Annotated in this window: 9 protein-coding genes; 6 read left to right on the forward strand and 3 right to left on the reverse strand. The window is 71.7% G+C overall.

The annotated features are described in order from the left end of the window. Positions 1-59 precede the first annotated feature (59 nt). The 4 genes from ABT057_RS32165 to ABT057_RS32180 are packed head-to-tail and all read left to right on the forward strand — an operon-like array spanning position 60 to position 6,817. On the forward strand, positions 60-1,421 hold the full coding sequence (locus ABT057_RS32165) for a hypothetical protein (RefSeq protein ID WP_502974005.1): 1,362 nt from the start codon (positions 60-62) through the stop codon (positions 1,419-1,421). Then, entirely contained in the window at positions 1,418-2,848 is a 1,431-nt protein-coding gene (locus tag ABT057_RS32170; protein WP_352347162.1) for a VWA domain-containing protein, read from the forward strand. Before ABT057_RS32165 ends, ABT057_RS32170 begins: the two co-directional genes overlap by 4 nt. Positions 2,849-2,903: 55 nt before the next feature. Further along, entirely contained in the window at positions 2,904-4,025 is a 1,122-nt protein-coding gene (locus tag ABT057_RS32175) for an ATP-binding protein (protein ID WP_352347163.1), read from the forward strand. Next, positions 4,022-6,817 (forward strand): DUF5682 family protein, encoded by a 2,796-nt coding sequence (locus ABT057_RS32180; protein ID WP_352347164.1) that lies wholly within the window; start codon positions 4,022-4,024, stop codon positions 6,815-6,817. Before ABT057_RS32175 ends, ABT057_RS32180 begins: the two co-directional genes overlap by 4 nt. Here the strand turns inward: ABT057_RS32180 and ABT057_RS32185 are convergent. Then, positions 6,810-8,300, reverse strand: a complete 1,491-nt coding sequence (locus tag ABT057_RS32185) for a hypothetical protein (protein WP_352347165.1) — start codon at positions 8,298-8,300, stop codon at positions 6,810-6,812. The two genes, ABT057_RS32180 and ABT057_RS32185, sit on opposite strands and share 8 nt — an antisense overlap. A 79-nt stretch (positions 8,301-8,379) precedes the next feature. After that, positions 8,380-13,539 carry a family 43 glycosylhydrolase gene (locus ABT057_RS32190; RefSeq protein ID WP_352347166.1) on the reverse strand — a complete coding sequence of 1,720 codons (5,160 nt, stop codon included), beginning with the start codon at positions 13,537-13,539 and terminating at the stop codon, positions 8,380-8,382. Between the two features lie 522 nt (positions 13,540-14,061). On the opposite strand from ABT057_RS32190, the gene ABT057_RS32195 reads away from it, so the two are divergent. Then, the gene (locus tag ABT057_RS32195; protein WP_352347167.1) at positions 14,062-17,436 is read left to right on the forward strand and encodes a pyruvate carboxylase; all 3,375 of its coding nucleotides are present in this window, start codon (positions 14,062-14,064) and stop codon (positions 17,434-17,436) included. A gap of 27 nt (positions 17,437-17,463) precedes the next feature. Here the strand turns inward: ABT057_RS32195 and ABT057_RS32200 are convergent, their stop codons facing one another. After that, entirely contained in the window at positions 17,464-18,444 is a 981-nt protein-coding gene (locus ABT057_RS32200; RefSeq protein WP_352347168.1) for an STM4015 family protein, read from the reverse strand. A gap of 225 nt (positions 18,445-18,669) precedes the next feature. Here ABT057_RS32200 and ABT057_RS32205 point away from each other — a divergent pair, with 225 nt between their 5' ends. Next, the gene (locus ABT057_RS32205) at positions 18,670-19,776 is read left to right on the forward strand and encodes a M23 family metallopeptidase (protein ID WP_502974001.1); all 1,107 of its coding nucleotides are present in this window, start codon (positions 18,670-18,672) and stop codon (positions 19,774-19,776) included. Positions 19,777-19,842 lie beyond the last annotated feature (66 nt).

The following is a 19,842-nucleotide window of genomic DNA, read 5'->3' on the forward strand; positions in this document are numbered from 1 at the left end:
GTTCCGGCGGGGGCGAGCGGACCGGCGGAGGAGAGGGCACAGGCGTGCTCACCGCGCCGGTGGACGGGCTCGCCGAGGCCCTGGCCGCGGTCGACGCCTTCGACCGGTGTCTCGTCGCGGGCCTGCTGCGGCCCCGGACCGACCAGGCCGGTGACCTGGCGGAGATCACCCGTGCCGTCAGCGGCAGCCCGCTCGCCTCCCGCGTCGCCGAAGCGGCCGAGAAGGCCGCGGCCGGAACCGCCGGGGAGGACCACTTCCTCGCACTGGCCGCCGCCCGCACCGCCCTCCTCGGCGCCGCCCACGACGTCCTCGCGGCCCGCGCCGACGCGGCGACCGGCCGCACCCGCACCGCCGAGCCGCCGTCGGCCCCCGGCGACCCGCAGCAGGTCAACCTGCTCGTGGCCGCCCGGACCTGGCTCGCGGACCTCGCCCGCGCCGGCTGGCGGGGCATCGACCACGAACTCGTCGGCGGCGCCGCGCAGATCGTCTCCGCCATGCTTCCCCGGCCCGAACTGCGCCGCCTGGCCACCCTGCTCGACGGCTTCGCCGCCGAACTCGCCGCCTCCTGCCCCGGCTCCGCCCTGGAGCGGATCCCCGCCCGCCGCTGGGGCGACCTGTGGGCCCGCGCCCTGCTGCTGACCCGGCCCGGCGCCGCGGACCAGCCCGCCACCGCCGCCGCCACCGGCCGGCTGCTCCCGCTCGGTGTCGACCTGCACGAACACGCGACCGCCGCCCAGGCCCAGGTGCACGCAGTGTTCGAACCCGCCGACGGCACCCCGTCCCGCCTGGTCCGCGCGAGCGTCTCGGTACCCAAGCCGGACACCGTCGTCGCGGCAGGCGTCTGGCAGCTGCTCCGGCCCCACCTCTCGCTGCTCGCCGCCCTCGGCGAGGGCCGGTCGATGGACCTGGACGCCATGCCCCTCACGGCCGAGGGCGATCTCGTCTGGGACGACACGCGGGCCCGCCCCGGCGAGGCGGCCGACCCCTTCGCCACCGCCCGCGTCGCCCTTCCCACCGCGGGCGCCGCGCCCACCGCACCCCTGGACCGCCACCCCGCCCGTCTGGCCGAACCGGTGTTCCTGGAGGGCTACACCACCAGTGCGGACGGCGACACCGTCGTCCTCACCGTCGCCGGCGACCAGCTCGCCGTCGACACCGACCGCATCCCGGTCGCCGGCCCGCTCACCCCCGAGGCCGCCCTCGCCTCCGGCGCCTGCATCGGCCTGCTCCGCTGGGACGGCGGGGCGTTCCGCCTCCAGCCGCTCGCCGTGGAGACCACCGTGCGCAGGAAGACCGTCGCCCTCCACGCGGGCGCCTGGGCCGGCGGCACCACCGACAAGACGGGCGTCAAGGCGGAGAAGGCCGCCACCGACGCCGTCACCGTCCTGCGGGAGCGAGCGGGAAGGCTGCTGCGCAAATGAACGACCGGACACCCGAAGCCGCCCCCGACGACAATCGTCGGCAGGTCCTGTACTGGCGGCTGCTCGCCCGCCTCTTCGACCCCGAGGAGCAGGCCGCGCTGGAGTCGGCGAGCCTCGCCGTCGTCGAGGACATCGCACTGCCTCCCGCCCTGCTCGACCCGCAGGCCTCCGTCGACTCGATCGTGCAGCGCCACCCCGAGCTGGCGGCGGAGTTCGACGGGCTGATGGTGCCCGAGGCCGAGAACTCCGAAGCCGAGAACTCCGAGGCGGAAGACGCCGACACACGCGACCGTGCCGCGGAGGTCCGCCGGGCCGCGCTCGTCTCCAAGGTGCTGCTCAACGTCTTCGCCACCGGCACCGGGGCCGTCAGCGCCGGACAGCTGTCCCGCTGGCAGTCCGACGCCGGCTGGCTGGAGCGCGCCCTCGGCTGCGCACCCGGTGACCTGCGGGGCGGCCGCGGCGCGGGCGGCGGCACCGGCGTCAGTCCGACCGGCACCGGCGGCAACCGCGCCACCCCCGACCTCAGCCGCCTGATCCCGGCGATCGGACCCGAACTCGGCGCGCTGGAAGGCGACCTCGTCCGGCGCATGCACCTGCGTGAGGTGCTCGCCGACCCCAAGCTCGCCGCCCGCCTCACCCCGAGCATGTCGCTCATCGAACAGCTGCTGCGGGACAAGAACAACCTCTCGGGTGTGGCCCTGGCCAACGCGAAGTCCCTGATCCGCCGCTTCGTCGACGAGGTCGCCGAAGTCCTGCGCACCCAGGTGGAGAAGGCCACGGTCGGTGCGATCGACCGCTCGATCCCGCCCAAGCGGGTCTTCCGCAACCTCGACCTCGACCGCACCATCTGGAAGAACCTCACCAACTACAGCCCGGAGGAGGAGCGGCTCTACGTCGACCGCCTCTACTACCGGCACACCGCCCGCAAGACGACCCCGCAGCGGCTGATCGTGGTCGTGGACCAGTCGGGCTCGATGGTCGACTCCATGGTCAACTGCACCATCCTCGCCTCGATCTTCGCCGGACTGCCCAAGGTGGACGTCCACCTGATCGCGTACGACACCCGCGCGGTCGACCTCACCCCCTGGGTGCACGACCCCTTCGAGACGCTGCTGCGCACCCAGCTCGGCGGCGGCACCGACGGCACGGTCGCCATGGCCCTGGCCCAGCCGAAGGTCGCCGAGCCGCGCAACACCGTCGTGGTGTGGATCTCCGACTTCTACGAATGGCAGCAGCAACCCCTGTTCGACAGCATGGCAGGCCTCCACCGCTCCGGGGTCAAGTTCATCCCCGTCGGCTCGGTGACCAGCTCCGGGCGCGGCAGCGTCAACCCCTGGTTCCGGGAGCGCTTCAAGGACCAGGGCACCCCGGTGATCTCCGGTCACATCCGCAAGCTCGTCCAGGAACTCAAGACGTTCCTCGCCTAGGACTTCCCCACCTGCCGGTATTCGCTGTTATTTCTTCGCTGAGAAAGGCACTTCGATGACCGACCTGTTGCGCGCCCCCGCCGAGATCAAGTACGCCGAGGAGCTGGACTGGCTGGAGTCGATCGACGACAACCCCAAGCCGTTCTCCTGGCGGCTCTCCCCGAAGATGGTCCGCCTGTTCGTGCTGGGCTCCGAGCGGGCCGACGGCCTCGACCGGAAGATCGACCAGAAGTGGTTCGGCGACCGCAGCTTCGTCGAACGTTCCATCGTCACCCTCGCCTCGGACCGCGGTCTGCTGCTGATCGGCGACCCCGGCACCGGCAAGAGCTGGCTCGCCGAGCTGCTGTCCGCGGCGATCTGCCGCAACTCCACCCAGGTCGTGCAGGGCACGGCGGGCACCACCGAGGACCACATCAAGTACTCGTGGAACGTGTCGATGGTGATCGCCAAGGGCCAGTCCCGCGAGTCGATGATCCCCTCACCGATCATGACCGCGATGGAGGCCGGCACCATCGGCCGCTTCGAGGAACTCACCCGTTCCACCAGTGACGTCCAGGACGCGCTGATCTCCATCCTGTCGGAGAAGTACATCTCGGTCCCCGAACTGGACGGCGCCGACGGCGAGAACATCGTCTTCGCCAAGCCCGGATTCTCCGTCATCGCCACCGCCAACAGCCGCGACCGGGGCGTCAACGACCTGTCCTCGGCGCTCAAGCGCCGCTTCAACTTCGTCCGCATCCCGGTGGTGACGAACAAGAAGAGCGAGGCGGAGATCGTCCGCTTCCGCACCGAGGAACTCCTGCGCCGCCACCGGATCGAACTCGACGTCCCGCCGACCCTGCTGGACGTGCTGCTGCAGAGCTTCGCCGACCTGCGCGCCTCCGCGGCCGCCGCCGGCAGCGACGACGAGAAACTGGAGTCAGCCCTGTCCACCGCCGAACAGATCGGCGTCCTCGAGGACGCCATCCTGCACAGCAACTTCTTCGGCGAGCGCGCCCTGACCGCCCACACCCTCGCCTCCTCCCTCGTCGGCTCCCTGGCCCGCCGCGACCCCGAGGACCTCGCCATCATCAACAAGTACCTGCACGGCGTGGTCGAACCGCGCAGCAAGGAAGAGGGCGGCTCCTGGCCGGAGTTCCTCGAGGGCGGCCGTGACGCGATCGCGACCCTGTCGTGAGCGGCGTCGTGAGCGGCGGCACCTTCGAGGCCCTGCGCGGCCAACTCCACGAGGCGGCAACGGAGTTCGCCGACGGGCCAGGCGCCCTGGAGGGCATCCTGCGGGGCATCGTCGACGACGTCGAGCGCGCGGTGCGCGAACCGCTGGAGATCTTCCCCGTCTGCCACCACTCACCGGCCTCCGCGATCGCCATGGCCCGCCGGCTGCGCGAGAAGCAGCCGAAGACGGTGTACCTGGAGCTGTGCGAGGACATGGCCCCTCTCCTCACCGAACTGCGCAACTGCCGCCTCCCGGTGGCCGTCCAGGCGTTCGCCACCGAGGTCGAGGGCTTCCCCGCCGACTGGACCCCGCTCTCGGTGGTCGCCCCCGTCACGGAGGCCTCCGCCGAGTACCAGGCCATCGCCTACGCCCTGGACACCCCCGGCGTCGAACTGGTCCTCGTCGACCGCTCCTCCGACCACGTCTTCCAGTGGGAGACCGAGCGCACGGCAGCACAGCAGACCGACGATACGGACCCCGACGCCCCGGCCGCCGACGAGGACACGGCCCTGCACGGGGACGCCGTCGGCGTGGAGATCGGCGACCTGCGCCCCCGCTTCGCCGAACTCGAGGAGCACCTCCTGCGGCACGGCCGGGTCCGGCACTGGTCGGAGTGGTGGCACCAGTTCGTCGAACTGCCCCTCGGGGACAGCGACCACGACACCTACCGCCAGGTGATGCTGCTCATCGGCAGCCTCTTCCGCCGCCTCGCCCCCGGCGACCCGCACCGGGTGCGCGTCGACGAGGACCGCGAGCGGTACATGTGGACCCGGATGCGCGAGCACCTCGCGGCCACCGGCACCGACCCCGCCGACTGCCTCTACGTCTGCGGAGCCTTCCACGCGGCCAGCCGCGTCGCCGAGTTCGGCGTGCACGGCAGCGACACCTTCACCATCAGCCCGCCCAGCGGCACCAAGTGGCGCCACGGCCTCATCCCGTCCAGCCACGCGGCGATCGAGGCACAGTTCGGACTGGCCGCGGGTTCGGTCTCCATCGCCGCCACCGAATGGGCGAAGAACCTCAAGCGCACCCGAGTCCGGCCCTTCCGGCTGGCCGGGCAGGCGGGCGCGGGCACGAAACCGAGGAAGACCCTGCCCGTGGCGGCCCCCGTGCCCGTGGCACCGCCCGCCGACAGGCTCACCGGCTTCCTCCAGCGGCCGCCCGCCCTCGACCCGCTCGACGAGGCAGAACTGCTCGGCTGGTCCGTGGACATCGTGCGCGCCGCCCGCCGCGGCGGCTACCTCGCCTCCACCGCCGACGCCATCGCCGTCTTCGAGACGTCGATCCTGCTGGCTGGCATGCGCGACCGCGCCAAGCCGACGCCGTACGACTTCCAGGACGCGGCCGTCACCTGCATCGAGAAGGACGTCGTGCCGGGCCGGCGCGACGTGCGCCGGCTGGTGGAGATCATGATGGGCGGCGACCGCGTCGGCCGGGTCGGCTACGACGCCCTGCCACCGCTCGCCCGCGACGTCCATGACCGTCTCGCGCCGCTCAACCTCAGACTCCAGCAGCGCGGAGTGCAGCGAGCCCTGCTGAACATCGCCGCCCAGCCCGAACTGGAGCGCTGCTCCGACGTGCTGTGGATGCTGCGCCGCCTGCTGCCCCAGGGCGCGGCCCGGCCCATCATGGGCGACCGCAGCCTCGGCGAGCGCCCCATCCAGGAGTCCTGGGACCTCGCCCTCGGCACCCACCAGCGCGAACTGATCGAGCTCGGCTACGAGGGCGTCAGCATCGAGCAGGTGCTCGAGCAGAGGCTGCGGCGCACCGCGTACGCGCCCCAGGCCACCACGGCGACCGTCCTGGAGACCGTCGAGGACGCGATCCTCCACCTCCGCAGCCGGCGCCTCGCCGACGAACTGGGCGGCCACGCCCTGACGGTGCTGGCGGGTGAACGCAGCGTCGACGGCGCTCCCGAGGTACTGCGCCGCATCCGCCGGCTGCTGGCGTATTACCGCACCGCCGAACCGGTTCTGCCGGCCTGGATCGAGTCCTTCGTCAAGACCGGCTACGCGCACTACTGCACCCAGCTGCCGACCGCGTTCACCGACGACGACGCGACCGTCCGGCAGGTCGCGGCGATGCTGGGCTTCCTCTTCAGCATGGAGGGCCTGGCGCTGTCGCTCGGCTGCGACCGCACCCAGCTCGAGATCGCGCTTGCCCAGTCCCACCCGGCCGAGCCCGCCCGCACCGCGCTGCTGTGGGCGGCCCAGACCCACCTGGGCACCCTGCCCAGGTCAGCGCTGCGCGAGCGCTGCGACGAACTGCTCGCCAACCCGCTGGTGGTCCCGGCGTACCCCCGCTATCTGAGCGGTTTCGTGCACGCCCTGGAACCGGTGCCCGGGCTGGCCGACTTCGTGGTGGAGGCGGTTTCCAACGCCTTCGCCCGGCTGCCCGACCCGGTCCTGCTGCCCTGGCTGCCGACCCTGATCACCACCCTGCGCGCCGGCGGCACCGAACTGGCCCCGCTGATCGTCCGGGAGGCGGGCCGCCTCTTCCCGGCCCGCCTCCCGGAGCTGGACGCCTGGGTCCCGCCGTGGCGCCTCCCGGAGAACCCCCCCGCCCGGTTCCCGGCGCCGGGCGCCTCGGGCGGTGTGTCGCTGCTGCCCGCGAACCCCGCGACCTGCGACGCGCTGGCGGACCTGCTGGGCTACGACGGCACCTGGGCCACCGCGGCGCCGGCCGGTGCGGGCCTCCTCGCCGAACATCCGCGGACCGCCGCGGCCTTGGAGGCCCTGCTGGCCGTCAGCTGACCGGCAGCGCCGCCGCCAGCCGACGGATCGTCTCCACTCCGAGGGCCGGGTTGGCGGCGGCGTGCTGCACGAGCTCCTCGTCGTCGAGGAGCTCGGTCAGCCGGGCCGGCGGCAGGCCCGGATGCCGGGCGAACGCGGCCCGTACGGCGGGATCCGGATCCCGGGTGAGCCGCCCCACCGTCTCGGGCGGGGTCGCGGGGTCGCGCGCGGCGAGGGCACGCACCTCGGGATCCTCGTCGTCGGCGTACGGGGCCAGCCCGTCGGTGGGGAAGTTCGGCCGGTGCGGCAGACGGGCCCGCTCACGGCCGGTGTACTCGAGGAAGCTGCGCAGCAGCAGCTCCGCGGAGGCGTCGGGATGGTTCTGGGCCACGAGGACACGGACGCCGAGGTCGTCGTCCACGGTCAGGCGTTCCAGCAGGTCCGGCGGCAGCGAGTGCTCCTGCGCCGCGTGGCGGCGCAGGATGGGGTGACCGGAGAGCGCGTCCCGGCGGACGTCCTCGGGGTCCCTCGGATACAAGAGCTCGGGGTGGAAGCCGAACGTGCGGTCCATGGGGACCTCGTAGTCGATCGCCGTCCGCTCCTCCTCGCTCCACGCCGGGTGGAGGGACACGGCAAGCCGCACTTCCGGGTCGGGGTCCACGGCGAGTGCCCGGAGCTGGTCGGGCCCCAGGTCCGCGCGGTGGGCGATCCCCTCGCGTACCTCCGGGTCCGGATCGGCGGCCAGGAGGATCACCACGTCAGGGGGCAGCGTGGGGTTGAGGGCGAGCGCCCCCCGCTCGTCGGGGCCGGCCGGAGCGGTCAGCACACCGTCGATGAGGGCTCGGCTGAGGGGGTGGTTCACGAGGGTCCCGGTGCGGGCGTGACAGGGCCGGTCCGGAAACTGGCTCTCCACCCATGCCACGTCCTCCCACTGCGCGCACCCGCGGGCTCGTTCCCGCACCGCGTCGTCGGGATCCGCGAGCAGCGCGGCCCGGGTCTCGGGGGACAGGGAACCCCATCTGCCGGCGCCCCAGACACGGGCTTTCGGATCCGGGTGGGTGGGGAGGGCTTCCCACAGTTCCGCGGAGATCTGCCGGTAGAGCGAACCGCCCAGGCTCTCGTCGTCGTAGGTGTTGATCATGCGGAGGACGGTGTCGTCCGGCAGCCGCCTCGGCACGGTGTCGTCGGTGGTCAGGGGCCCGTCGGCGAGGAGGGCCCGGACGAGCCACTCCGGATCGTCCACCAGCCGCGCCCGCTGGGCGGGGTCGACGTAGGGATTGCGGGCGAAGAAGCCGCGGGTGCGGGTGTCGGGATGGGTGATCACGGCGTCCATGACCGCCGAGGGAAGGTCCCGGTCCATGCACAGCACCATGCGTGCCGCGAGCGGTGCGTCCGAGAGCAGCCGGAGCAGCACATCCTCCGGAGTGGACGGATTCAGCGCGAGCCCGGCCAGCCTACGGGTGGGCAGATCGGCCTCGTGCCAGATCTCTTCGCGTGTGGGCATGTTGTCGATTCCCCCCAGGACGACGAACGGGCCCCCTGCAGGCAGGGGGCCCGTCACCTTATCCGCTGAGCGCGCTTGTCTACCGGCGGTGGGCGCCGATCGTCAGGAGGCCGTTGACCTTGGCCCCGGCTCCACCGTCGTGGATCACCTCCCCGTCGGACTTCTTCCAGATCCTGAGGAAGAAGGTGTCCGGGTTGTCCGTCGCGGTGACGCGGAAGGCGTAGCCGCGCTTGCCGTCGACCGTGCCCGAGCCCTGAAGGACGGCCTGGGAGCCGGAGACGACCAGCCAGTCGAAGCCCGTGGAGCGGAACTTCAGCCGCGGCTGACCGAGATCGAAGGTCAGCAGACCGGACGGGGCGGTCGCCGCAGGCAGGTAACCGACGGAGACGGAGAAGAACGCCTTGCCGACGGTCCCCGCGCCCAGGACCGGTCCGGCCTGCCGGTCGTACACGATCAGCTCGGGAAGCGTCGTGCTGTCCGAGGCGCCGTCGTCGTCGGTGACGGTGACGACCGGGCGGTGGATGCCCGCCGAGGTGTAGGTGTGCTCGGCGCGGCAGCCGGACGCGGTGACCTTGCCGACGGCAGGCTTGCCGCCGTCCTTCCAGTCGACCGTGCAGGTGTGGGTGTCGCCGGTGCCCGGGTCGTCGAACCCGGCGGTGACGGCCGTTCGGCGGCCGGCCGGTACCGGGTCCGCCGGGCCGGTGGCGGAGGTGATCGCCGGGGCCGCGTTCGTCACCGTCACCAGGGCCGTGTCGGTGCTGCGGCCGCCCGTCAGCGTGACGGTGAACGTGCCGTCGTCGGTGCAGGTGAGCGTCGTACGGGCGGCGGCCGGGTCGGCGACCGTGCAGGGCGCGCCCTGTTCCACCGACCAGCGTGCGCCGCCCGCGCCGGAGACCGTGCCGTTCAGCGCGATCGTGCCGCCCTCCACGCCCTCGGCGTCCGGTCCGGCGTGGACGATCGTGACCGGGTCGATGCTCGTGAGCGTGGGCACGACCTTCTTGATCAGGCCTTCGGCGTCGAACTCCAGCTTGTCGACGGTGGTCTCACGGTGGGTGCCGTCACCGCCGGGGATGGCGAAGCGGTGGTAGGCGATGTACCAGTCGTCCGTGCCCGGCACCTGGACGACCGAGTGGTGGCCGGTGCCCAGGATGCCCAGCGAGGGGTCCTTCTCGAGGATCACGCCCCGCTTGGTCCACGGGCCGGTGGGGGAGGGGCCGGTGGCGTAGGCGACGCGGTAGTCCGCGTCCCGGGTGTCGTTCTCCGACCACATGAAGTAGTAGGTGCCCTTGCGCTTCACCACGAACGTGCCCTCGTTGTAGCCGCTCGGGGTGATGTCGGTGATCTTCGAGGAGTCGAAGGAGACCATGTCGTCGTTCAGCGGCACGACATAGGCGTGGCCGTTGCCCCAGTACAGGTACGACTGGCCGTCGTCATCCGTGAAGACCGCCGGGTCGATCATCTGGCCGCTCAACTGGCCCGCCTTCAGCAGCGGTTGCCCGAGCGCGTCCTTGAACGGGCCGGTCGGGGAGTCCGAGACCGCCACGCCGATGTTCGCGTCGGCGCAGAAGTAGAAGTAGTACTTGCCGTCCTTCTCGGCCATCGTGGGCGCCCAGGCCCTGCTGTCCGCCCAGCTCACGTCGGGACCCAGGTCGAGGATGACGCCGTGGTCCGTCCAGTGCACCAGGTCGGTCGACGAGTACGCCTTGAACTGCGTACCGCTCCAGCCCTCGAAGCCGTCGGTGGTCGGGTACATGTAGAAGGTGTCGCCGAAGCGGACGATGTTCGGGTCGGCGTTGAGCCCCGGCAGTACCGGGCTCTTCATGATGAGCGCCGAGACCGTCCAGGTGCGCTTCCTGCCGTCGGAGCCCGTCACCTCGTATGTCACCGGCTCGCTGAAGTCCTGCACGCTGCCGGAGGCGGGGCTGATCGCCGCGCCGTGGGCGAGGGTGAACTCCGGGGCCAGTGCGGTGAGATCGGTGCCCTCCTTGAAGGGCAGCGTGATGCGGCTGTTCGCGTCGTCGACGATCGCGTCGACCTTCAGCGAGGAGGCGGTCGCCCGGGCGATGCCCGCCGTGTTGCCGCTGAGCTCCATCACCTCGGCCGCCGTGAGCGCGCGGTCGTAGATCCGGAAATCGTCGACCTCGCCGCCGAAGTAGGGGTCGGCCGAGTACAGGGAGCGGCCGATGTAGCCGCTGTAGTCCTTGCCGGCGTCGTACAGCTCGGCTGGCTTGATGGTGACGCCGGTCGCCCGGGCCGCCTCGACGCCGTCCACGTACAGGACCATCGTGCCGGTCGGGCCGTCCAGGGTGACCGTCACGTGCCGCCACTCGCCCGCGGTGAGCTGCGAGCCCGCGGTCAGCTTCGACTCCGCCGACCAACTCGCCTTGGTGATGGCCGAGTAGAGCTTCGAGGAGCCGTTGGAGGGGCTGGCGAAGAGGTACTTGTCGCTGTCGGGGCCGAGCCCGAACAGCCACTGCCAGCTGCTGCCGCCCTTCCACTTCGCGTACGTCGACACGGTGACGCTGTCGGCGTTCTTCAGCACGCCGTTCGGGATCTTCACGTACGGCGAGTCGCTCGCGCCGGACATGCTGAACGAGCCGCCGTCCACGCCGGTGCCGAAGGCGGGCGTACGGACGTACGTGCCGTGGTAGCCGTGCCCGCTGGAGTCGACCGCGATGTTGCCGGACGTCTCGTCGAAGCCGTAGTGCAGCAGCAGGTCGGCGGGCACGTCGGCGCCCTCCTCGGAGACCGACACCCGGGCCCGGACGGGGAGCGCGGCGCCGTCGGGCAGGCTCCCGGTGACCGTGAAGGTGCCGGCCTGCGCGTACGCCGACTCCGGGACGGCCTCCCAGGTCACCGCCACCGGACGCCTGACGCCGTCGGCGTACTCGGCGATCACGGTCGCGGGCAGCACCGGTGCCTCGCCGATCCGGGTCTTCACCGCCACGTCCTCGACGCTCTCGACGAGCTGGTCCGGCTGGTAGGCGCGCAGCAGCCGGTCGTACTCGGCCTGGGTGACCGGCAGGACCGTGCCGTGGCGGGGGCGCGACGGCAGGTCGTAGTCGGCGACCGGAGTCCAGTTCCCGGAGGCGAGGTCCGTCGTCTCGAACGGGATGTAGCCGCGCCCGCCGAACTCGTCGAGGAACGCGTACCACTTGTCCTCGGTGTTCGACTTGAACACCAGCGGGCCCTCGGCCGCGGTCATCGTGCCCTTGCCGATGCCCTCGGCGACCGCGTCCCAGGAGAGGTTGCGCAGCGAGTCGCTCTTCTCCTCGAAGATGAACTTGCTGTTGGGCGTGGAGGAGGTGTTGTTGCGCTCGTCCTTCGAGAGGCGGAAGTAGGTGCCGTCGTGCTGGACGACCGTGGAGTCGATGACCGAGTAGCCGCGGTCGACCCAGACCTTCGGCTCGCTGAAGGTGTAGAAGTCCCGGGTCGTGGCGTACATCATCCGGTTGTAGGTGTCGCCGGAGTGCGCCTCGTTGTCGTACAGCTTCGACGCCCAGAAGACCACGTACTCGCCGAGCTCGGTGTCGTAGTACGCCTCCGGCGCCCAGGTGTTGCCGGCGCTGTCGGGGGAGACCCGCACCAGGCGCTGGTCCGTCCAGTGGACGAGGTCGGTGGACTCCCAGACCATGATGGACTTGCTGCCGGCGCGCTGGGCGGCGTCCCAGTCGCCGTTTCCGTAGATCCTGAGGTCGGTGGCGATCTGGTAGAACTTGTCGCCCTCGGGGGAGCGGATGATGAACGGGTCGCGCAGGCCCTGCTCACCGAGCGTGGAGGTCAGGACGGGCTCGCCGTCGTTCAGCTCCCGCCAGTTCAGCGGGTCGTTCCCCTTGCTGAGCGCGGCGTAGAGCTGTTCGCCGTTCGACGTGCCCTCGCCGGTGAAGTAGCTGAACATGTAGCCCTTGAGGGCTTCCTTCGCGGGGAGTTCGGGGACCTTCGCGGTGAACACGCGGGTCGCCTTCGCTTCGCCCTTGGTGACCGTGGCGGTCAGTTCGGCCGTGGTGGCGCCGGTGCCGTGCGCGGGGCGGTGGACCACTCCGTCGGCGGAGACCACGTCCGGCCGCGCGGACGACCAGGTGACGTCCGTGCCGTAGGCGCCGGTCGCGGGGAGGGCGAGATTGCCGCGTACGTCGTCCAGGTTGTGGACGGTGAGGGACGCGGCGGCCTGCTCGGTGGCGGTCTCGTCGTCGAAGGCGGCGAGGACCGTGACGTCGAAGGTCCTGGTCGCGGTGACGGTGCCCTTCTTCAGGGTCGCCGTGAGCGTGGCGTGGCCGTCGGGCTCGCCGGCGGCGGGGCGGGTCACCTTGCCGGCGTCGGTCACCACCTCGGTGTCGTCGCTGGTCCAAGTGATCGTGGAGCCGCCGGCCGTGCCGGTCTTCGGCAGGTCCAGGTCGTCGGTGACGGCGCTCGTGTCGCCCAGGGTGAGAGCCGCCTCGTCGTCCGCGACGCCCTGCGTGGCGACGGGCAGCGCGAGCTGCTCGACCTCGTCGGCGTCGAGCGCGCGGTCGTACACACGGAAGTCGCGCATGCTGCCCTTGAACAGTTTGTCGCCCGAATAGAGGGACCTGCCCAGGTAGTCGGCGGTGGTGGTGCCCGAGCCGATGTCGCCGGGGGCGATGGTCACCGAGGTGTTGCGGGCGACCTCGACACCGTCCTCGTACAGCACGCCGGTGTTGCCGGTCTGGGTGTAGGCGACGTGCTTCCACACCGAGCGGGTCAGGTTGCGGGAGTCGGCGGGCCTGGTCGTCTGTTCCGTTGACCAGTTGCCGGTCGCGATCGAGGTGCGCAGGGAGTTGCCCGTGGCGAACAGGTAGCCGTTGCCGTTGCTGCCACTGGTGTTGCCGAACCCGTACAGGAAGTACGGCGTGGTCTGCGCGGCGTCGATCTTCACGTCCATCGCGACGCTGATCGAGGTCATGCCCTTCATCACGTCGTCCGGCACCTTGACATAGGTGTCCGAGCCGTTGAAGGCGAGCCCCTGACCGGACGTCGACCAGTCGGCGGTGCCGTTGACGGTGCCGTCCAGACCGTGGCCGGAGGCGTCGGCGACGGTCGTGCCGGACGCGCCGTCGAGCTTGTACCAGAGGGCAAGTCCGTCGCTGACGTCGGTGACCTCGGCCGCCTGGGCGGGAGTCGCCGCCACGGCCGGCCCGAGGAGCAGGGACACGGCTGTCAGTGCGGCGAGTCCGCCCGCTCCGCGTCTCGCGCGGCCGTGGGGGCGATGTCTGTGCTTCATGGGGGGACCGCCGTTTCAACCGTGTGACGAGATGTTGCGAGAGTGTCAAACGGTGTACATGGCCGCGTCAAGAGTTCTCGAACAATGTCCGACGGGTCGAACGAATTTCCTCGGCGGTCAAGAGGCCCTGTTCACACCCGAGTTGAAAGCCAGGAGGTCAGCGCCCACCACACACCTGGTCCGGCCACCCGACCCCTTCGTGGCATTCGACGGCGGCCGGCCGGCGCACGGCGGCTGGTGACCGCGCCCGCGAGGCGTGCCAGGAACCGGACCTCGGCCGCGCGCCGCAGACGATCGACGGCATGCACGCCGAGCTCGAACGCCTGGTCGGCCTGGGCATCCTCGCCGAGCCCGAGCCCCCGGGTGTATGTCGGCAGCCACGGTCATGGTCGACCCCTGAGAACTCCGCCCGAACGCCAGCCGATCGAGCGAGACATGCGATGAGTGGCCCGGCTCATATGGTCAAGAGGGTCGCTCACCGACACCATGGGACCCGTCATCGTCAGGCTGAAAGGGTCCAGGATGTTCCGCAAGGTGCTGGTCGCCAACCGCGGCGAGATCGCGATCCGTGCGTTCCGCGCCGGCTATGAGCTGGGCGCGCGCACGGTCGCCGTCTTCCCGCACGAGGACCGCAACTCGCTGCACCGGCTGAAAGCCGACGAGGCGTACGAGATCGGCGAACCGGGCCACCCCGTACGCGCCTACCTCTCCGTGGAGGAGATCGTCGCCGCCGCGCGCCGGGCGGGCGCCGACGCGGTCTACCCGGGCTACGGGTTCCTCTCCGAGAACCCCGAACTCGCGCGCGCCTGCGAGGAGGCCGGCATCACCTTCGTGGGCCCCGACGCCCGCACCCTCGAACTCACGGGCAACAAGGCGAGTGCCGTGGCGGCGGCTCGCGCGGCGGGCGTTCCCGTGCTCGGCTCGTCGGCACCCTCCAACGACATCGACGAACTGGTCGGGGCCGCCGAGGAGATCGGCTTCCCGGTGTTCGTGAAGGCCGTCGCCGGCGGCGGCGGGCGCGGCATGCGCCGGGTCGAGGACCCGGCCGCGCTGCGCGAGTCCATCGAGGCGGCCTCGCGTGAAGCGGCGTCCGCGTTCGGCGATCCGACCGTCTTCCTGGAGAAGGCCGTCGTCGACCCCCGTCACATCGAGGTGCAGATCCTCGCCGACGGCGAGGGCAACGTCATCCACCTCTTCGAGCGCGACTGCTCGCTCCAGCGCCGCCACCAGAAGGTCATCGAGCTGGCGCCCGCGCCCAACCTGGACCCCGAACTGCGCGAGCGGATCTGCGCCGACGCCGTCCGCTTCGCCCGGGAGATCGGCTACCGCAACGCGGGCACCGTCGAGTTCCTCCTCGACCCCGCAGGCAACCACGTCTTCATCGAGATGAACCCGCGCATCCAGGTCGAGCACACGGTGACCGAGGAGGTCACCGACGTCGACCTGGTCCAGGCCCAGCTGCGCATCGCCTCCGGCGAGACCCTCGCCGACCTCGGCCTCTCCCAGGACACGGTCACCCTGCGCGGCGCGGCCCTCCAGTGCCGGATCACCACCGAGGACCCCGCCAACGGCTTCCGCCCCGACACCGGTCGGATCAGCGCCTACCGCTCCCCGGGCGGCTCCGGCATCCGTCTCGACGGCGGGACCACCCACGCCGGTACCGAGATCAGCGCGCACTTCGACTCGATGCTGGTCAAACTGACCTGCCGGGGCCGGGACTTCCAGGCCGCGGTCGGCCGCGCCCGCCGTGCCGTCGCCGAGTTCCGCATCCGCGGTGTGGCCACCAACATCCCCTTCCTCCAGGCCGTCCTGGACGACCCCGACTTCCAGGCCGGGCGGGTCACCACCTCGTTCATCGAGCAGCGCCCGCACCTGCTCACCGCCCGCTCCTCCGCCGACCGCGGCACCAAGCTGCTCACCTACCTCGCCGACGTCACCGTCAACAAGCCGCACGGCGAGCGGCCCGACCTGATCGAGCCGACCACCAAGCTGCCCCCGGTGCCCGCAGGCGAGCCGCCCGCCGGTACCCGGCAGCGCCTGGTCCACCTCGGCCCCGAGGGCTTCGCCCGCTGGCTGCGCGAGTCCCCGACCATCGGCGTCACCGACACCACCTTCCGCGACGCCCACCAGTCCCTGCTCGCCACCCGGGTGCGCACCAGGGACCTCCTCGCCTCCGCCCCGCTGGTCGCCCGGACCCTGCCGAACCTGCTGTCCCTGGAGTGCTGGGGCGGCGCGACCTACGACGTCGCCCTGCGGTTCCTCGCCGAGGACCCCTGGGAGCGGCTGGCCGCCCTGCGCGAGGCCGTCCCCAACATCTGTCTCCAGATGCTGCTGCGCGGCCGCAACACCGTCGGCTACACCCCGTACCCGACGGAGGTCACGGACGCCTTCGTGCAGGAGGCCGCGGCCACCGGCATCGACATCTTCCGCATCTTCGACGCCCTCAACGACGTCGGCCAGATGCGCCCCGCAATCGACGCCGTCCGCGAGACCGGCACGGCGATCGCCGAGGTCGCCCTCTGCTACACCTCGGACCTGTCCGACCCGAACGAGCGTCTCTACACCCTCGACTACTACCTGCGCCTGGCCGAGCAGATCGTCGAGGCCGGCGCGCACGTCCTCGCCGTCAAGGACATGGCGGGCCTGCTGCGTGCTCCCGCCGCCGCCAAGCTGGTCTCCGCCCTGCGCCGCGAGTTCGATCTCCCGGTCCACCTGCACACCCACGACACCGCGGGCGGCCAGCTCGCCACCTACCTCGCCGCCGTCCAGGCCGGTGCGGACGCGGTGGACGGCGCGGTGGCCTCCATGGCCGGCACGACCTCGCAGCCCTCGCTGTCCGCGATCGTCGCCGCCACCGACCACTCCGAGCGGCCCACCGGCCTCGACCTCCAGGCCGTCGGCGACCTCGAGCCGTACTGGGAGAGCGTCCGCCGCATCTACGCCCCCTTCGAGGCGGGCCTCGCCTCTCCGACCGGGCGCGTCTACCACCACGAGATCCCCGGAGGTCAGCTCTCCAACCTGCGCACCCAGGCCGTCGCCCTCGGCCTCGGCGACCGCTTCGAGGACATCGAGGCGATGTACGCCGCCGCCGACCGTATGCTCGGCCACCTGGTGAAGGTCACCCCGTCCTCCAAGGTGGTCGGCGACCTCGCCCTGCACCTGGTCGGCGCCGGTGTCTCGCCCGAGGACTTCGAGGCGGCCCCGAACCGCTTCGACATCCCCGACTCCGTCATCGGCTTCCTCCGCGGTGAGCTGGGCACCCCGCCCGGCGGCTGGCCGGAGCCCTTCCGCACCAAGGCCCTCGAAGGCCGCGGCGAGGCCAAGCCGGTCAAGGACCTCACCGCCGAGGACCGAGAGGGACTGGAGAAGTCCCGCCGCACCACCCTCAACCGGCTCCTGTTCCCCGGTCCGACCCGCGACTTCGACACCCACCGCCAGGCCTACGGCGACACGAGCGTCCTCGACAGCAAGGACTTCTTCTACGGCCTGCGCCCGGGCAAGGAGTACACGGTCGACCTCGAGCCGGGCGTCCGGCTGCTGATCGAACTGCAGGCGGTCGGCGAGGCGGACGAACGCGGGCTGCGCACCGTGATGTCCACCCTCAACGGCCAGCTGCGGCCCATCCAGGTCCGGGACAAGGCGGCCGCCTCCGACATCCCGGCGACCGAGAAGGCCGACCGCGCCAACCCCGGCCATGTCGCCGCCCCGTTCGCGGGCGTGGTGACCCTGGCGGTAGCCGAGGGCGACGAGGTGGCCGCCGGTGCCACGGTGGCCACCATCGAGGCGATGAAGATGGAGGCGACGATCACCGCGCCGAAGGCCGGCCGCGTCAGCAGGCTCGCCATCAACCGCATCCAGCAGGTGGAGGGCGGCGACCTGCTCGTCGAGGTCGGCTGAGCAGCCCGGTCGAACGGTCGCCGGCGGTCACTCGCCGGCGACCACGTACCGCCCGTCGCCGTCCTCGTCATCCTCGTCCGGCTCCGGCTTTCCGGACAGGTCGACCTTCACCCCGTGCGGCTCCAGGGCCTGCCGCACCCGCTCCGCCATCTCGTCCGAGAGGAAGTGGTGGTGCAGGTCGAGCTCCTCCAGGTGCAGCAGCGGCTGACCCGTCAGGAGGGCCTCCGCTCCTTCGTCGCCGAGAGTGCCGCGGCCCAGGTGCAGGGCGGTCAGCCGGGCCACCACCGGGGCGGAGGCGACGGCGGCGGCCACCTCGTCCTGGTTGTCGGCGTTCTGCAGGCCCAGCCGGCGCAGGGCGGGCAGCCGGGAGCCGTCGAGGATCGGTGCCAGGTCCTCCACCGACGTGCTGCGGCCGTAGTACTCCTCGCCCAGCCACAGGTCGAGGTGCTCCAGCGCCGGCAGGTCGGAGGCGACGAGGCCGTGGACCACCTCGGCGGGCAGGCCGCCGGTGTCGAAACGGAGCGTCTGCAGGTGCTCGTGGCGCAGTGGCGTGAACCGCAGCCCCGGCTCGCCGTCGAAGCCGCCGCCGGAACCGCGGACACCGAGTTCCCGCAGCCGCGGGTAGGCCTCGAGGATCGGGCTGACATCGCCCTGGACGATCCAGGAGAGCTCGCACTCCTCGAACGTGAGATCGGCGAGATACAAGGCCTGCAGACCGGTCAGCCGGTCGGCGGCCGCGACGAGCCACTCGGTCGTGGTCCCGGGATCGCCGACGTCCAGCTCGCTGCCGTAGGCACCCTCCCCGAGGACCAGGGCCCGCACCCGCGCCGGGTCCACGGTGTCCAGGAAACGGTCCCAGCACTCGTCGAAGTCCTCCGGGTCGCTCTCCCGCCGGACGAGTTTCCAGGCGACGGACTCCGGCTCCGGCAACTCCGGGACGTCCTCCCCGGGCAGGGGGAACACGAACACCGGCAGACCGTGCAGTTCCTTGATGTGCGGGAAGGCCATGGGCGGGTACCTCCGTGAGCAGACGGCGGCCGGTACTGTGCGCCCGGCCCGTGCGGCGTACTTTCTACCAACCCCCACCGACGGCCCCGGCGCGGTCGTTGCCCGCGGGGGCAGCAGGTCTGCCCTCGCGTCCGGTGACGTGCCGCGGGCCACCCGCTATCGTCCGCACGTGAACAACTGCACTTTTCGGCAGCGGTCGATGACGGACCGTCAGGACTCTGCCGCGTGAGCGACGAGCAAGCCGTCGAGACACCTCCGCAAGTGCCTGCAAGCACTTCCCGACCGCCCGCTCAACGGCCCCGTCGGCGCGGCCCGGGCCCCTTCACCCTCCTGGTCCTGCCCGGCGTGCTCACCCTCACCGCCGTGGCCGGGGGCATCGCCCTGACCGGCGGACTTCCGGACGGCTGGACCGCAGGGGGGAACACCGAACAGGACGCCGCCGGGGGAGTCAACGCGACCTACGGCCCCTGGCTGCGCAAGTCCGCGCAGGCCTGCACCGTCGTCACCCCGTCCGTCCTCGCCGCCCAGATCGACCAGCTCACCGGCTTCAGCGACGACAGCGCCACGACCTCCGGCGAGCAGGGCATCGCCGCCTTCACCGACGCCGGCTGGCGGACCTGGGGCAAGGACGACGACGGCAACGGGCGCTCCTCGCCGCACGATCCGGCCGACGCCATCATGGCGCTGGGCCGCCAGGACTGCTCCCTGGCCCGGAAGGTCACCGATCTCAGAACCGACGGGACCGTCAACGGGGACCTGGTGGACCTCACCCTCGCCGCCTACGCGGTCGGCACGGAGGCGGTGGCGAAGGCGGGCAAGGTGCCCGCCGACGCGAAGACGTACCTCAGCGAGGTGAAGTCCCGGTTCGCGACGTACGCGGACTTCGACAAGGAGGACCCGAGCGGCGGCACCGCCCAGGCCGACGCGATCCTGGCCCCGCCCACCACCGTCCTCACCGTCACGTCGCCCTACGGCTCCCGCAAGCACCCGCTGACCGGCGTCACCAAGCTCCACACCGGGGTGGACTTCGGCGCACCACAGGGGGCGCAGGTCTCCGCGGCGCGCGCGGGCACGGTCGTCTTCGCCGCCATGACCAAGGCCTACGGCAACCGGGTCGTCATCGACCACGGCACCATCGAGGGCAAGCGGCTGCAGACGACGTACAGCCACCTGTCCGCCATCGAGGTCACCGTCGGACAGAGCGTGCAGACCGGCGCCCCGGTCGGAAAGGTCGGCTCCACCGGCCTGTCCACCGGCCCCCACCTGCACTTCGAGGTGATCTACGACGGTTACTACGCGGACCCGATGCCCTGGCTGTCATCGAGCGGCTGACGGGCCGCCATGCGGCCGTCCACCGGCTCGGCCGGTGAACCGGCTGCATGATGCCGCCGGTCGTGC

The organism is Streptomyces sp. NPDC002588, from assembly GCF_040295925.1.
Lineage (GTDB): Bacteria > Actinomycetota > Actinomycetes > Streptomycetales > Streptomycetaceae > Streptomyces.